This window comes from Streptomyces sp. P9-A2 (assembly GCF_036634175.1).
Taxonomy (GTDB): domain Bacteria; phylum Actinomycetota; class Actinomycetes; order Streptomycetales; family Streptomycetaceae; genus Streptomyces; species Streptomyces pratens.
In genome coordinates, this window is the sequence record NZ_JAZIFX010000001.1 from 3048645 (window position 1) to 3064059 (window position 15415).

Annotated in this window: 14 protein-coding genes; 6 read left to right on the top strand and 8 right to left on the bottom strand. The window is 71.4% G+C overall.

Annotated elements, in window-relative coordinates; translation table 11 throughout:
• Nucleotides 1–239 precede the first annotated feature (239 nt).
• Nucleotides 240–842, bottom strand: a complete 603-nt coding sequence (locus tag V4Y04_RS13790; protein WP_332428086.1) for a DUF2017 domain-containing protein — start codon at nucleotides 840–842, stop codon at nucleotides 240–242.
• 113 nt (nucleotides 843–955) lie between these two features.
• On the bottom strand, nucleotides 956–1273 hold the full coding sequence (clpS, locus tag V4Y04_RS13795; protein ID WP_332428087.1) for an ATP-dependent Clp protease adapter ClpS: 318 nt from the start codon (nucleotides 1271–1273) through the stop codon (nucleotides 956–958).
• Between the two features lie 98 nt (nucleotides 1274–1371).
• On the opposite strand from clpS, the gene V4Y04_RS13800 reads away from it, so the two are divergent.
• Both V4Y04_RS13800 and V4Y04_RS13805 read left to right on the top strand, forming a co-directional pair.
• On the top strand, nucleotides 1372–2724 hold the full coding sequence (locus tag V4Y04_RS13800) for a nicotinate phosphoribosyltransferase (protein WP_332428088.1): 1353 nt from the start codon (nucleotides 1372–1374) through the stop codon (nucleotides 2722–2724).
• Between the two features lie 271 nt (nucleotides 2725–2995).
• Entirely contained in the window at nucleotides 2996–3583 is a 588-nt protein-coding gene (locus V4Y04_RS13805) for a nicotinamidase (protein ID WP_332428089.1), read from the top strand.
• Between the two features lie 91 nt (nucleotides 3584–3674).
• Here the strand turns inward: V4Y04_RS13805 and V4Y04_RS13810 are convergent, their stop codons facing one another.
• Nucleotides 3675–4034 (bottom strand): hypothetical protein, encoded by a 360-nt coding sequence (locus V4Y04_RS13810; protein ID WP_332428090.1) that lies wholly within the window; start codon nucleotides 4032–4034, stop codon nucleotides 3675–3677.
• 123 nt (nucleotides 4035–4157) lie between these two features.
• On the bottom strand, nucleotides 4158–6530 hold the full coding sequence (locus V4Y04_RS13815) for an immune inhibitor A domain-containing protein (RefSeq protein WP_332428091.1): 2373 nt from the start codon (nucleotides 6528–6530) through the stop codon (nucleotides 4158–4160).
• A gap of 379 nt (nucleotides 6531–6909) precedes the next feature.
• Between V4Y04_RS13815 and V4Y04_RS13820 the strand changes: the two genes are divergently transcribed.
• Nucleotides 6910–7200, top strand: coding sequence for a hypothetical protein (locus V4Y04_RS13820; RefSeq protein ID WP_332428092.1), 291 nt, complete (start codon nucleotides 6910–6912; stop codon nucleotides 7198–7200).
• A gap of 52 nt (nucleotides 7201–7252) precedes the next feature.
• Here V4Y04_RS13820 and V4Y04_RS13825 read toward each other — a convergent pair whose 3' ends face one another.
• Nucleotides 7253–7975, bottom strand: a complete 723-nt coding sequence (locus V4Y04_RS13825) for an RDD family protein (RefSeq protein ID WP_332428093.1) — start codon at nucleotides 7973–7975, stop codon at nucleotides 7253–7255.
• A 178-nt stretch (nucleotides 7976–8153) separates the two neighbouring features.
• Nucleotides 8154–9710, bottom strand: coding sequence for an RDD family protein (locus V4Y04_RS13830; RefSeq protein ID WP_332428094.1), 1557 nt, complete (start codon nucleotides 9708–9710; stop codon nucleotides 8154–8156).
• 227 nt (nucleotides 9711–9937) lie between these two features.
• Here V4Y04_RS13830 and V4Y04_RS13835 point away from each other — a divergent pair, with 227 nt between their 5' ends.
• Complete coding sequence (locus V4Y04_RS13835; RefSeq protein WP_332428095.1) at nucleotides 9938–10348, top strand: SsgA family sporulation/cell division regulator; 411 nt, start codon at nucleotides 9938–9940, stop codon at nucleotides 10346–10348.
• A 29-nt stretch (nucleotides 10349–10377) separates the two neighbouring features.
• Here the strand turns inward: V4Y04_RS13835 and V4Y04_RS13840 are convergent, their stop codons facing one another.
• On the bottom strand, nucleotides 10378–11799 hold the full coding sequence (locus V4Y04_RS13840; RefSeq protein ID WP_332428096.1) for an FAD-binding oxidoreductase: 1422 nt from the start codon (nucleotides 11797–11799) through the stop codon (nucleotides 10378–10380).
• 122 nt (nucleotides 11800–11921) lie between these two features.
• Between V4Y04_RS13840 and V4Y04_RS13845 the strand changes: the two genes are divergently transcribed.
• Nucleotides 11922–13475, top strand: a complete 1554-nt coding sequence (locus V4Y04_RS13845; RefSeq protein ID WP_332428098.1) for a tetratricopeptide repeat protein — start codon at nucleotides 11922–11924, stop codon at nucleotides 13473–13475.
• A 129-nt stretch (nucleotides 13476–13604) separates the two neighbouring features.
• On the opposite strand, the gene hppD is transcribed toward V4Y04_RS13845, so the two are convergent.
• Nucleotides 13605–14753 carry a 4-hydroxyphenylpyruvate dioxygenase gene (gene hppD, locus V4Y04_RS13850; RefSeq protein ID WP_332428100.1) on the bottom strand — a complete coding sequence of 383 codons (1149 nt, stop codon included), beginning with the start codon at nucleotides 14751–14753 and terminating at the stop codon, nucleotides 13605–13607.
• 139 nt (nucleotides 14754–14892) lie between these two features.
• Between hppD and V4Y04_RS13855 the strand changes: the two genes are divergently transcribed.
• A complete protein-coding gene (locus tag V4Y04_RS13855; protein ID WP_332428102.1) occupies nucleotides 14893–15393 on the top strand; it encodes an Lrp/AsnC family transcriptional regulator in 501 nt (166 codons plus the stop codon).
• The last annotated feature ends 22 nt before the right edge of the window (nucleotides 15394–15415 follow it).

Genomic DNA, 15415 nt, shown 5'->3' on the forward strand with positions numbered 1-15415 from the left:
TCACCAGGAAAATACATAGGCGGCGGAAGCCTTGACAGGATCGCCACGCGGGCTTGAGTGTCCTCTGAGCGAACACGTCGGCGGACTTTTCCGAACATCCCGGTCGGATGTACGGCATGGGCGACGGCTGCGCCGAGAGCGCGGGGCGTCGTACCGGCGGGCGTGACACGGCGCTGTCGGCCACGGGGTTCCGCAAGCCGCACGGTGCCGCGGGCCGGCGGTGCCGCGGGCCGCGCGGCCTACGGCATCAGGGTCGATACCAGGGTCTCCTGGAGGCCGCCGAGCCACAGGTACGCCATCACCATGGGCTTGCGCGGATCCTCGTCCGGGAGGCTGAAGAGGAGATCGGTGTCGTCCTCGTCGTCGATCTCCAGCCGGGACCCGATCGCCAGGCGCAGGTCGTTCAGCGTGCCGAGCCACTGGCGGGACTCCTCGGCGGAGAGCTCGAGCACCGCCCCTTCTCCGCCGGCCCCGGTGAGTCCGTCCAGGGAGCGGATCACCGTGAGGGCGCTCTCGCGCTTGCCGGCCCGCAGGTCGTTCTCGGTGAAGCGGCGGAACTCCGCGGAGTGCTCCCGCCGCTCCTCGGTGTCCTTGGCCGAGGCGGATACCTCGGGGCCGCCGTAGGCGTCCGGGAAGAGCCGGCGCAGCACGGGGTCGGCGGGCGGTTCGCTCGGGCCCTCGGCGAAGAGTCCGGCAAGCGGGTCGGCGGAGGCGTCCACGGCCGGGCCGGGGCCGATCAGCTCCATGAGCTGCACGGCGAGGGACCGGATGATGGAGATCTCGACGTCGTCGAGGGCGACGGCCGCGCCGCCGCCGGGGAGCGGTTCGAAGTGTCCTGACATGGAGGCGATTCGCTACTTCCGGTCCTGCGGGCGGGGGCTGGGGCGGGGCGCGGGCGGGCTGCTGTGTGGCTTTCCGGTCCTGTCGGCGGACTGCTTCCGGTCCTGTCGGCGGGCTACTTCCGGTCCTGCTGGAGAGTGGCCCACAGGCCGTAGCCGTGCATGGCCTGGACGTCGCGTTCCATCTCCTCGCGGGTACCGCTGGAGACGACGGCCCGGCCCTTGTGGTGGACATCGAGCATGAGCTTGGTGGCCTTGTCCTTGGAGTAGCCGAAGTACGTCTGGAAGACGTACGTCACGTAGCTCATGAGGTTGACCGGGTCATTGTGGACAAGGGTGATCCAGGGGACGTCGGGCTCGGGCACGGCGAAAACCTCTTCCGCCGACTCGGTGCGTTCGATCTCCAGGGGTGCGGGTGACGTCACACCGCCCATGCTGCCACCGGAAGGGGCCGGGAGTACAAACCGGCGTACGCGGACCGGGACGCCGAACCGAAATCGTCAGAACGACGAAAAGGGGGTAGCATCTTCGTATGAACACAGCGGACCTTGGGTTGCCGGTGACTGTTCCGTCGACGGCACTCTTCACCGATCACTACGAGCTGACGATGCTGCAGGCCGCCCTGAGCGGCGGCACCGCCGAACGACGCAGCGTGTTCGAGGTCTTCACCCGGCGCCTGCCGGAGGGCCGCCGCTACGGCGTGGTGGCCGGCACCGGACGGGTCCTGGACGCGGTGGAGAACTTCCGCTTCGACGGCCCCCTCCTCGACTTCCTGCGCGAGAAGGACGTCGTCGACGGGCCGACCCTCGACTGGCTGGCCGACTACCGCTTCACCGGGGACATCTGGGGCTACCCGGAGGGCGAGGTGTACTTCCCGGGCTCGCCGATCATGCGGGTCGAGGGCAGCTTCGCGGAGTGCGTGCTGCTGGAGACGGTGATCCTGTCGATCCTCAACCACGATTCGGCGATCGCCGCGGCGGCCTCCCGGATGTCGTCGGCCGCCGGGTACCGGCCGCTGATCGAGATGGGCGCCCGGCGCACCCACGAGCTGGCCGCGGTGGCCGCCTCCCGGGCCGCCTACGTGGGCGGCTTCACCTCCACCTCCGACCTGGCGGCCGGATTCCGCTACAACATCCCGACCGTGGGCACCTCCGCCCACGCCTTCACCCTGGTGCACGACAGCGAGCGGGACGCCTTCCGCGCACAGGTGGACTCCCTCGGCGCCGGTACGACGCTTCTCGTGGACACCTACGACGTGACCGAGGCGGTCCGTACGGCCGTCGAGGTCGCCGGCCCGTCCCTGGGCTCGGTCCGGATCGACTCCGGTGACCTGCTCCTGGTCGCGCACCGGGTGCGGCAGCAGCTGGACGAGCTGGGCGCCACCGGCACGAAGATCACCGTGACGTCGGACCTCGACGAGTACGCCATCGCCTCGCTGGCCGCCGCGCCGGTGGACTCGTACGGCGTCGGCACCCAGCTGGTGACCGGCTCCGGGCACCCGACGGCCTCCATGGTCTACAAGCTGGTCGCCCGCGCCGAGTCCGCCGACGCCGGAGCGCCGCTGGTGCCCGTGGCGAAACGGTCCACCGGCGGCAAGACCTCCATCGGCGGCCGCAAGTGGGCCGCGCGGCGGCTGGACGAGCGGGGTGTCGCCGAGGCCGAGGTGGTCGGCACCGGGCAGGTGCCCGAGGAGCTGGCCGACCGGCAGCTGCTGGTGGAGCTGATCAAGAGCGGCGAGGTGACCGCGACCGCGCGCGAGCCGCTGGACCGGCTCCGCGAACGGCACGCCGCGGCCCGCGCCGGCCTGCCGCTGTCCGCTACCCAGCTGTCCCGCGGGGAACCCGTCATTCCGACGGAGTACCTGAACCTGGGCTCGGGTAGCTAACGACCTCACCCGCGATGAGGAGTGGATCAGCGAGCGGCCTCATGCGGCTTCGGATCCAAGGCGGAGGAGGGAGTGATGGCGGAGCCATCGCGACCGACGACGACGCCGGAGGCGAAGCCGCAGGGCGTCGGGAGCCCGCTCACTGTCGCGGGTGAGGTCGTAAGGGCCTGCCGGCTGTCCCGCGGTCCTCTGCCCGTGACCCCCTGTCCCGTAATGCCGCAACCGACCCCCGACCGATCCCTGATCGATCCCCAGCCGAAGGAATCCGACCATGCGCCGCGCCTTGATCGTCGTTGACCTGCAGAACGACTTCTGCGAGGGGGGAAGCCTCGCCGTGTCCGGCGGTGCGGATGTGGCCGCCGCCATCACCGAGCTGATCGCACGGGTGCCGGACGGGTACCGGCACGTGGTGGCCACCCGCGACCACCACATCGCCCCCGGCGGCCACTTCGCCGACAACCCCGACTTCGTCCGCTCCTGGCCCGCGCACTGCGTCGCCGGGACGGAGGGCGCCGGTTTCCACCCGAACTTCGCCCCCGCTGTCACCTCCGGCGCGGTCGACGCCGTCTTCGACAAGGGGGCGTACTCGGCGGCGTACAGCGGTTTCGAGGGAACCGAGGAGAACGGCGTGTCGCTGGCCGACTGGCTGCGCGCCCGCGAGATCGACGAGGTGGACGTGGTGGGCATCGCCACCGACCACTGTGTCCGGGCCACCGCCCTGGACGCCGTCGGCGAGGGCTTCCGCACCCAGGTCCTGCTGGACCTCACCGCGGGGGTGGCCGCACAGACCACCGAGCGGGCGCTCGACGAGCTGCGCGGCGCGGGTGTGGAGCTCTCGGGGAAGCCGGTCGTGCGGTAAGGGGCACCCCTCCGGGGCGTGAGTGCGCCGTGCGGGCGTACGCCGGTCAGGCGAGGACCGGCCGGGCGGGGGCCGATCAAGCGTACGCCGGTCAGGCGGGGGCCGCGGGGCGTCCGAGCAGGGCGCGGATCGGGTGCCACAGCTCGACCACCAGGTCGCCGGGACCGGACGGGCCGGGGCCGGGCAGGGCCGCGCTGTCGGGGGCCGTGCGCCATATGAGGCCGTCGGGGTGGTGCAGCACCGCGGTGATCTCGTCGGGGCTCGGCGGGGCCGCGTTGCCCCGCAGGTAGACGGCCCGCAGACCCAGGTTGCGCAGCCTCGTCAGGGCGCGGGCCCTGTTGCCCGCGTGCACGAGGACGCGCACCGAGCCGGGGCCGGCGGCGGGGCTGGGCAGGTTCAGTGCCACCACCACGGTGCCGTTCGGCAGCTTGCTGAAGCCTCCTGCGGCCATGGAATTCATACCCCCGTCGGGCCAGGTGTCAATAAGAGCGTCACAGGACGCACCTAAACACGGAACGGCGGCAACCCGCCAGTGGGTCGCCGCCGATCACGTTTTGACCTGGTAAGACGCGGTTTACTTCGCTGCGCGGCTTACTTCGAGGCGGATCGTCGAGCCGTCCTTGGCCTCCTTGACGATCTTGATCTTTGTGTTGGTGTCAGTGATCTTGACGCCGCCGCCCGGGTTCGTCTCGTCGTAGTAGGTGTGGGTGCGGTCGTTGAAGACCGGCACACCCTTCGAGGAGCGGATCTTGGTCGCGACGCCGCTCTTGTGCAGCGTGATGCCGTCCGTGCGGAAGGTGCTGAACGTCGAGTCGTACGTCTGGACGCGGTTGCGCATCAGCGTGCCGTCGGACCACTTCAGCGCGGCCGGGTGCGAGTCGACCGGCAGGACCAGGCCGGTGCCCGGGTGCCGACTGGTGTTGTTGTCCGCCTGCGAGGTGTCCCACTTCCAGATCAACAGGCCGTTCTGGTACGGGAAGTGCTCCACCCAGTCCGGACGGCTGTTCGCGAAGCCGAAGTTGTACGGGCCGACCTTGAGGGTCTTGTCGTACGACACGTACTGGCGGTTCTCGGCGATGTAGTACTGCGTGTAGTCGTTGGTGAACGACGCGCCGATGCGGGAGAAGCCGTTGGCCGTCCAGGCGGCGTCGGCGGTCTCGGCGTTGTCCGTGAACAGCGCGGTGCCGTCCGCGGTCACCGAGATCCGGTCGGCCGCGAAGCCCTTCATCGCCAGGCCGCCGTCGGTCTGGTAGCGGAAGCGCAGGTCGATCTTCTGACCGGCGTAGGCGTCCAGCGGGTAGGCCAGCGGCTTGTAGCCGTCGACCGTGCCGTGCAGGGCCGGCTTGTCGCTGCCGTCGCGCGGGATCGGCGTGCCGTCCACCGTGCCGTCCAGGACGGTCCAGTTGGCGCCGCCGTCGGTCGAGGCCTCGGCGTAGAGGAAGTCGTAGTCGGACTCGATCTCGTACCAGCCGTCGAGCGTCAGCTCGGCCGTCGAGGTGCCGGTGAGGTCCACGGAACGGGTCAGCGTGTTGCGCAGGTCGTCACCGCTGCCGCTCCACCACTGGGTCTCGCCCTCGGCGGGGACCACTATCTCGGTGGTGACCGCCTTCTCGGGCAGTTCGACCACGAGGGCCTGCTTGTCCTTGGTGTTGTACGCGGCGTAGCCCAGCTTGTGCTTGGACTTCGTCGCGGCCTTGGCCGTGTCGTAGTCCAGCCAGCCCAGCTGGAGCTTGTCCCAGGCGGTCATGTCGCCGGGCAGGTCGCCGATCTCGTTCTTCCCGGTGCCGAGCCAGGAACCGGAGGACATCAGGGTCCAGAAGCCGGTGGAGTTCTCGCCGCCCGCGGTGTCGTAGTGGTCCGGCAGGCCGAGGTCGTGGCCGTACTCGTGGGCGTAGACACCGAGTCCGCCGTTCTCCGGCTGGATGGTGTAGTCGCCGGCCCAGATGCCGGTGTCGCCGACGGGCGCGCCGCCGAGCTTGTTGTGGGCGGGGCCGGTGGCTCCGGCGTCGGTGCCGAAGGCGTACCAGCGGTGGGCCCAGATCGCGTCCCCGCCCTGGGCACCGCCGCCGGCGGACTCGTCCTCACCGGCGTGCACGACCTGGAAGTGGTCGATGTAGCCGTCGGGCTCGTTGAAGTCGCCGTCGCCGTCGAAGTCGTAGCGGTCCCACTCGTCGAACTTCGCGACGTCCGCCTTGATCTCGGCGTCGGTCGCCCCCGCCGCCTTCTGCTGGGCGACCCATGCGTTCAGGCCGTCGCTGACGACGTTCCACACGCTCGAGCAGGTGCTCTGGCCACAGGCGTTGTTGCCGTAGCGGGCCTCGTTGTAGGGGACCTTGACCCAGTCGGAGACCTGGCCCTCGACGGAGTAGCGGCCCGAGGACTGCTTCTCGAAGTACGTCTTGACCGACTCGACACCCTTGCCGGTGCCGAAGTACATGTCCTCGAAGTGCTTCTGGTCGTAGTCCGCCTGCCATGCGGTGGAGTTGTCCGCGCCGCGGTCCGGCTCGGCGATCTCGTTGTGCAGCGGTCCGCGGGTGCCGCCGTAGCGGCTGTCGGTCTCGTCGCCGAACTCGACCAGGATCGTGAAGATCTTGTCGGTCTTCTCGCGGCCGAGCTCGACGTACTTGCCGGTGCCCTTCTTGCCCTTGCCCTTGCCCTTGAGCTCGACGACCTTCGAGCCGCCCCGGTCCTTGACCGAGGACTCGCCGGATATGACCTGCTTCAGGGCCTCCTGGCGCTGGGCGTCCCGGGTCTTGGAGAGCGGGCCCTCGAGGTCGTGCTCGACGTGGTTGTGCTCCGCCGGGTCCTGCCGGTCCACACTGGCCGGCCGGTCGGCCCCTTCGGCCGTGTCGGCCTGGGCCACGGTGAACGCAGAGCAGGTGGCGGCGATCGCCGCCAGTGCCACGCCTGTCGCGGCCGCTCTGGACGTCCAGGGTCTACTGGTCACTTGAGATCCCCTCTGGCGTGCGTGTGCGCGAAGGTGAGGTCCGGGTGGCGGACGATTACGCACACGTGATCAACGCGTGTAGTCAAGTGACCACATTTGACTAGAGGTTCGGCAGAAAAAACAGACCTTGACTTGAACAGATCAACTGAATTACGCGGAGGCGGGGTTCGCTTTACGGACAGGGGAGGGCTGTTTACGGACACGGAGGGCCTGTTTCGCCGTCGAGATGACTCCGTGCGCCCCCTGTGCACCAGTCCTGCCGGTGAGGTCACGCTTACTGTGCGTTCCACTCGGGCACGCTCGCGGTGAGAGTCGCTTGGTGGCACACCGTTGAGCCGGTGGAACGCCAGGCCGACAGCCCCCGACTCCCGAGGACACGATGGCCATGCCCCGTCCGACTGTCACTCAGCTCGCCTACGGTTCGTGCACCGTGGTCTTCTCCACCCTCGCCCTGCTGCTGTTGTCACGGACGAGTTCGGGCGTGGGCATCGCGCTCGTCGTCGTCGCGGCACTCGCTCTCGGGCTGACGGTGGCCATGACGGCGCCTCGGGCGACATCCCGCCCCACCCCGGTGCTGCGGTCCCTGCCGCAGGAGCCGGTCCGGGCGACCCTTCCGTCACCGGCGACCGTGCCGGCCCGCGAAGCCGTACGGGAGCGGGCGGTTTCCTGATACCGGCCGGCCGCGGGTGCCCCTCACCGGGGACCCTCCGGCCGGTCCCGTGTCACCGGGCGCTGACCACGACCGTCTTGGCGGCCTTGTCGTGCAGGCCCTGTTTGTAGGGCTTGTCGAAGAAGCTCCAGCCGCCCGCGATCACGGTCCACACACAGGCGCAGCAGAACGCGAACGGAATCCACAGCACGGCGGCGCGTATCAGTGACGTCTGCACGGAGGGCGTCGAGCCGTTGGACAGGTCGGCCACCCGCAGCTTCAGCCACCTCTTGCCGAGGGTCTGCCCGGAGCGGGACATCAGGATGGTGTCGTAGGCGATGTAGAGGACCGCGGCGATGAGGGACTGGGTGAAGGACTTGCCGACGTTGACCTCGTCGCCGCTCACGTCGTACTCGCTCACGCCGAACGGCCAGGTGAGCAGCCAGACGACCAGGCCCACCAGGATCATGTCGATGATGCGGGCGAGGGTGCGCCTGCCGCTGTCGGCGAGGGGTGGCATTCCGGCGAGGGGGTCGCCGGGGCCGGGGCCGTACGGGCCGCCGCCACCGTAGGGACCGCCGCCGCCTCCCCCGTACGGGCCGCCGGCACCACCGCCTCCGCCGTACGGGCCGCCTGCACCACCGTAGGGGTCACCGCTCCCGCTCCCGTACGGACCGCCGCCGTAAGGGCCGCCGCCTTGCTGCGGCGGGGGCTGGTCGCCGGGCGGAGGGTGTTTCTTGAACGGGTCGTCGTCCGGGGGCTGCTGACCGGAGCCCGGGGGCGGTTCGGTACTCATGGCCCGAGTCGACCGCGAACCCCCCGGTCGCGCATCCGGCGAGCCGCCGTCCGGAGTAGCGGTGCCGCGGCCCGCCCGCGCAGCCGGTCCGAAGGGGTGATCCCCCGCCTGCTTCCGTCTGTTCCCCGCCTGTTCCCCCGTGCGGTCCCCCGCCTGTTCCCCCGTGGTTCCGGTGGGGTCAGCCCGCCACGAACGTGTGCGCGACCTTGTCGTGCCAGCACTGCCGCCACGGCTTGTCGAACAGGCACCACAGGACGCCCACCACACCGACGACGAGCAGTCCGGGGATGCTGTAGACCAGCCAGCGGCGCAGGGCCGCGCCGAACCCGGGCGCGTCGTGACCCTCGATGTCCCGCACCTCCAGGCCCAGCAGCTTCTTGCCCGGGGTGCAGCCCCACTTGGCGGTGGGCAGCACCTCGTAGAGGACACCGCCGAGGAGGAGGACGGCGAGGACGATGCCCAGGTACACCGACGTGGTGCCGTCGAGCAGCCACACCGTGACGGTCTCGCCGGACAGTCTGGCCGCGTCGATCTTCCCGTTGACGTGGTCCGCCGCCGCGAGGCCCAGCGGCACGGCGGCCAGGGCGGTGACGCCGCCGAGGAGGACGGTGTCCAGCAGCCGCGCCGCCAGCCGCTTGCCGAACCCCGCGGGACGGGCCGAGGCCTGACGCCTGGCGGCGGCCTGGAAGATGTCCTCGACCGGCGGCTTCCACGGCGCGACCGGCACCTCCTCCCCGTCCGCGGGCCGGGGCGCCTGCTGCGCCCAGGACGACTGGCCGCCACCGTGACCGCTCGACAGCGGACGGGAGGCGGGAGCGGGTGCGGGAGCGAGTGCGGGAGCGGGCATGGGAGCGGGCATGGGCTCCGGTGCGGTGGACCGGGGCGGGACGGCCGGGGCCGCGGAGGCCTGCTGCGGCCCGGACACCGGTGCCGCGGCCGAACTCCCGCTCCCCTCCTGGCCGGAGGCCGTACGCGCGGCACGGGCCGCGGCGGCCTTCCCGGCCCCGAACCCGGGGCGCCCGGACGAACCGGACGACCCGGAACCGGAGGAGGCCGCACCGGAACCCCGGCGCGGGCCGACGGCACGGAAGGTCATGGTGCCCTCGTCCGCGATCGCACTGTCGGAGGCTCCGGCGGAACCGCTGTCCGCGCTCGTCGGCGGGCGGAACACGAACGTGTTGCCCGCGGGCGCCGCACCGACATCCGCGCCGGCATCCGCACCGCCCGCGCCCGTGGACTCGCCGCCCGCCGGGCCGGACGCGTGCGCCACTCTCGGATCCGCTCCCCAGGAGACCCGGCGGTCCTGGTCGCTGCCGAAGCCGGACTGGTGGGAGCGGTTGGCGCCCCATGCCGAGGCGGGCTCGGGCCGGCTGCCGTGCTGCGAGTCGGCCGGCAAGGGAGACGGGGAGAAGGGGGAGGACGGAGACGGGGCCTGGGAAGGCACAGGCACGGGCGAAGTGGGCGGTGACGGTGAGGGCCCGTCGACCGGGTCCTCGTCGAAGAAGTGCGGGCCGGTCTCCTCGACGACGGGCACCGCCGGGGTGGAGCCGGAGAAACCGGCACCGGCGGACGCCGACGGCGCGAGCGGCGCGCCGCCGCCGTCCGGCGCCGGACGGCTGGTGCCCGGTACCCAGGAGGCACCGTTCCAGTACCGGACGTATCCGGGAACGGACGGGTCCGGGTAAAAGCCTTCGCGCGGCGTGTCGTCGCCGGGGGCCGGGGTTGGGGCGCTCATGTCCGTCGTCCCGTATCTGCTCGCGGGTGGGTCGGTGGCACCACATTTATCAGACGGGCGCAGGAATCAGGGCTCGTCCGGCCGGACGCACTCCTTTCGAGCACCGATGTGGTACCGCGAAGAAACTTTCGCGAACCCGCGTAATGCTCCCGGTCCTTCCCCCTCTCTCCTGTGACGGCCCCTCGCGGGCACCTGTACGAGAGTTCACGAGAGAGAGGACCTGCGCCATGGGCATCGTGGTGGAGCGCGAAGTGGAACTGCGGCTCATCCTGTCGCCGGAGCGGGACGTCCCGGTGTCGGCCCGGCTCGGCTACCGCGCCGACGACCCCTACGCCGTGCACATCGCCTTCCACACCGACTCCGAGCAGCCGGTGCACTGGACGTTCGCCCGCGAGCTGCTGATCGAAGGTGTGTTCCGGCCGTGCGGGCACGGCGACGTGCGGGTGTGGCCGTCGAAGGCGGAGGGGCGCGGCGTGGTTCTGGTGGCGCTGAGTTCGCCCGACGGGGACGCCTTGCTGGAGGTGCCGACGGCTCAGGTGTCGTCGTGGCTGGAGCGGACACTGCGGGTGGTGCCGCCGGGCAGCGAGAGTGAGCTGCTCGGGCTGGACGACGGATTGGCCGCGCTGCTCGCCCCGTGAGGGCGCGGGGTGCGCGGGAGGGCGGCGGGTCAGAAGAGCTTGCCCGGGTTCAGGAGGTTCAGCGGGTCGAAGACCTGTTTGACGGCCCGCTGCATCTCCACGCCCACCGGGCCGATCTCGCGGGCCAGCCATTCCTTCTTCAGTACGCCGACGCCGTGCTCGCCGGTGATGGTGCCGCCGAGTTCCAGGCCGAGGGCCATGATCTCGTCGAAGGATTCGCGGGCCCGGCGCGACTCGTCGGGGTCCTGGGCGTCGAAGCAGACGGTCGGGTGGGTGTTGCCGTCTCCCGCGTGGGCGACGACGCCGATGGTGAGCCGGTACTTCCCGGCGATCCGCTCGACGCCGTCGATGAGTTCACCGAGCCGGGAGCGGGGCACGCACACGTCGTCGATCATCGTGGTGCCCTTGACCGCTTCCAGGGCGACCAGGGACAGGCGCCGGGCCTGGAGCAGCAGTTCGGACTCGGCGGCGTCCTCGGCCGGGACGACCTGGGTGGCGCCGGCCGCCTCGCACAGCGCGCCGAGGGCGGCGAGGTCGGCGGCGGGGTCGGTGGTGTCGAACGCGGCGAGCAGCAGGGCCTCGGTGCTCTCCGGCAGTCCCATCCGGGCCATGTCGTTGACGGCCTTGACCGTCGTACGGTCCATGAGTTCGAGGAGTGAGGGGGTGTGTCCGCCGGCCATGACGCGGCACACGGCGTCGCAGGCGGCGGCGCCGGAGGCGAACTCGGCGGCCAGGACGAGCTGCGCGGGCGGTTTGGGCCGCAGGGCGAGGGTCGCGCGCACGACGACGCCGAGGGAGCCCTCGGAGCCGACGAACAGGCGGGTCAGGTCGTATCCGGCGACGCCCTTGGCGGTGCGGCGGCCGGTGGACATCAGGCGGCCGTCGGCGAGGACCACGTCGAGGCCGAGCACGTACTCGGCGGTGACGCCGTACTTCACGCAGCACAGCCCGCCGGAGGCGGTGCCGATGTTGCCGCCGATGGTGCAGGTCTCCCAGCTGGAGGGGTCGGGCGGGTAGTAGAGGCCGTGTTCGCCGACGGCGCGGGAGAGGGTGGCGTTGACGACGCCGGGTTCGACGACGGCGACCCGGTCGACGGGGTTGATCTCCAGGATGGCGTCCATCCTGGTCAGGGAGAGCACGATGCATCCGTCGGTCGCGTTGGCGGCGCCGGACAGGCCGGTGCGGGCGCCCTGCGGGACGACGGGGACGTGCAGGGCGGTGGCGGTGCGCATGACGTGCTGCACCTGTTCGACCGTGCGGGGCAGGACGACGACCGCCGGGGCGCCGGCCGGGCAGAAGCTCGCCATGTCGTTGGCGTAGGAGGCCGTGACGTCGGGGTCGGTGAGGACCGCCTCGGGGGGCAGGCCGTCGAGCAGCCGGCCGACGAGGGGGCCGACGGGGGAGCCGGCCGCCACCGTGTCTTCATCGCGTCGCGCTTCGATACGGCTCACGATCCCAGCGTGACACCCGGGGCCATCGGTGTGAACCCCATGTACGTCACCCGGTCGTAAGCCGTCTTGCACCGGGGTGTGGTTCGTCGTATCGACGGATGATGTGACGCACAGTGTGCGCCATGGACGACAAGCCGCAGGAGACCGGGGGCGGGGACGAGACCCGTGAGCAGGGCCAGACCCGTGGACAGGGCCAGACCCGTGGACAGGGCGAAACCCGTGAGCAGGGCCAGATCCGTGAGCGGGACGGCACACCGGGGTGGGGGAGAGCCCTCGCGTGGGTGGGCCGCGGGCGTCGGGCGCGGTTCGGTTCGGCCGCCGCCGGGTGCGCCGTGCTCGGCGGGGTGCTGGTGCTGCTGCCGTGGGAGCGCGGGGCGGAGGTGCCACCGGAGCCGGCGCCCGGGGCGCTGGCGCGGGCGGCGGTGGCCAGTGGGGTGCCGGCGTCGCTGCCCGGTCTGGAGGCACTGGTCGAGGAGCGGGAGCGGCATCTGAAGAAGCATCCGAAGGACGCGGAGTCCTGGGCGGTACTCGGAGCGGCCCGGGTGGAGCAAGGGCGGCGGCTGGCGGATCCCGCGCGGTACTCGCGGGCCGAGCAGGCACTGCGCACCTCGCTGAAGGTGCGGCCGCGGGACAACGCCGCGGCGCTGCGCGGGCTGGCGGCGCTGGCGAACGCGCGCCACGACCATCCCGCCGCCCTCGAGTGGGGCGAGCGGGCGCGGAAGCTGGAGCCCGAGCGGTGGACGACGTACCCTCCGCTGGTCGAGGCGTACACCGGGCTCGGTGACGGCGAGGCGGCGGGGAGGATGCTGGACCGGCTGAAGGCGTTGCGGTCGGATCCGGCCGTGATGGCGCTGGCGGCGGCCGTGTACCGGGACAAGGGCCTGCGGGAGGACGCGGCGGCCCAGCTCTCCGACGCCGCCGCGGCGGCCGGGGAGCCGGCCGAGCGGGCGGCGTACCTGGAGCGGGCCGGGCAGCTGGCTTGGGAGCGCGGCGACCGGGAGGACGCCCTGGGGCATTTCCGGGAGGCGCTGCGGATCGACCCGGACCAGGGAGCGGCGCAGGCGGGGCAGGGCAGGGTGCTGGCCGCGCTCGGCCGGACCACGGAGGCGCTCGGCGCCTACCGGGCGGCGCTGGCCGGGCAGCCGCTGCCGGAGTACGAGCTGGAACTGGGTGAGCTGTACGAGTCCCTGGGACTGCGGCAGGACGCCCGGGTCCACTACGACCTGGTGCGTTCCCGGGTACGCGAGGCCGCCGCCCACGGCGCCGACGGGGATCTGGTGCTCGGCCGGTTCGAGGCGGACCACGGGGACCCCCGGGCCGCGGTGCGGCGGCTGCGGACGGAGTGGGAGCGGCAGCCGTCGACGGCTGTGGCCGACGCGCTGGGCTGGGCGCTGCACCGGTCGGGGCGGTCCGAGGAGGCGCTGGAGTTCGCGGTGCGGGCGATGGAGGGGGCGACGGAGGAGGCGCACGGCGGCGGGGTGCGCAGCGCGCTGCACGCCTTCCACCGGGGCATGATCGAGCTCGAACTCGATGAGGACGGGCCCGCGCGGCGGCATCTGCGGGAGGCGCTGAGCATCAATCCGTACTTCTCCCCGCTGCGGGTGCCGCAGGCGAAGGCGGCACTGGAACGGCTGGGCGAGCCGCCGGTCGGGGGCGGGCCGCCGGACTGGTCGTGAGGAGAGTGAAGTGAGGAGAGTGAGGAGAGACGGCGAGGGCCGGACACGGAGTGGTGCCCCGTACCCGGCCCTCGCCGTCATCGGCCCGCCGTCATCGGGCCCGCCGTCATCGGGCCCGCCGGCATCCGGTCACAGGTTGCCGCGGCGTTCCTGCTCCCGCTCGATCGCCTCGAAGAGGGCCTTGAAGTTGCCCTTGCCGAAGCCCATGGAGCCGTGCCGCTCGATGATCTCGAAGAACACGGTCGGCCGGTCCTGGACCGGCTTGGTGAAGATCTGCAGCAGGTAGCCGTCCTCGTCCCGGTCGACGAGGATCTTCAGCTCGCGCAGGGTGTCGACCGGCACCCGGGTCTCGCCGGCCCACTCGCCGAGGGTGTCGTAGTACGAGTCCGGGGTGTCCAGGAACCGCACACCGGCCGCGCGCATCTGGCGGACCGTGTGCACTATGTCGTTGCTGTTGAGCGCGATGTGCTGGACGCCGGCGCCGCCGTAGAACTCGAGATACTCGTCGATCTGGGACTTCTTCTTGGCGACGGCGGGTTCGTTGATCGGGAACTTGACCTTGAGGGTGCCGTCGGCGACCACCTTCGACATCAGCGCGCTGTACTCGGTGGCGATGTCGTCGCCCACGAACTCCTTCATGTTCGTGAAGCCCATGACCTTGTTGTAGAACGCGACCCACTCGTTCATCCGGCCGAGTTCGACGTTGCCGACGCAGTGGTCGATGGCCTGGAAGGAACGCTGGGAGGGCGGCTCGACGATCGGGTCGGCGGCGACGAAGCCGGGCAGGTAGGGCCCGTCGTAGCCGGTGCGTTCGACGAGGGTGTGCCGGGTCTCGCCGTACGTGGCGATCGCGGCGAGGACGACGGTGCCGTGCTCGTCCTTCAGCTCGTACGGCTCGGTGAGCGGGTGGGCGCCGTGCTCGACGGCGTACGCGAACGCGGCGCGCGCGTCCGGGACCTCGAGGGCGAGGTCGACGACACCGTCGCCGTGGGCGGCCACGTGTTCGGCGAGGAAGGCGCCTTGTTCGGTGGACTGCTTGATCACCGAGGTGAGGACGAAGCGGGCGGAGCCGCTCTCCAGGACGTAGCTCGCGGTCTCGCGGCTGCCGTTCTCCGGTCCGGAGTAGGCGACCAGCTTCATGCCGAAGGCGGTGGAGTAGTAGTGCGCCGCCTGCTTGGCGTTGCCCACGGCGAAGACGACCGCGTCCATTCCCTTGACCGGGAAGGGATCGGCCTGCCGGGCGGTCGGGTCGGGAGCGTGGTGTGTGGTCTGCGTCATAGGTGCAGGGTGGGCCAGCCCTGCAAGGTGCGCAATAGTTCGCGTGTTCACTGGGCATGGTGTCCAGTGACCTGCCGTGATCGGCGGGCTTTCTGTACAGGATGACCAGGCAACCAGGCGACCAGGTGCGGAGGCCGGTATGGCGATCGATCGGCTGGACGGCCGAATCATCCTGCTCCTCGCGCGGGAGCCGCGGATCGGGGTGCTGGAGATGTCCCGGCGGCTGGGGGTGGCGCGGGGGACGGCGCAGGCGCGGCTGGACCGTCTTCAGTCGAACGGAGTCATCCGCGGCTTCGGTCCCCAGGTGGATCCGGCGGCCCTCGGCTACCCGGTCACCGCGTTCGCGACGCTGGAGATCCGGCAGGGTCAAGGAGCGGATGTCCGGGCGCACTTGGCGACTGTTCCGGAGGTCCTGGAACTGCACACCACGACCGGCAGCGGGGACATGCTGTGCCGGCTCGTGGCCCGCTCCAACGCCGATCTCCAACGGGTGATCGACCGGGTCGTCGGTTTTGATGGCATCGTCCGGGCCGCCACGGCGATCGTGATGGAGAACCCCGTTCCGCTGCGGATCATCCCGCTGGTGGAGCAGGCCGCGCTCCTCGAACCGCCGGGCGGGGACCCGGACGGATCGGACTGAGCCGGGCCGGCCCCACCGGGCG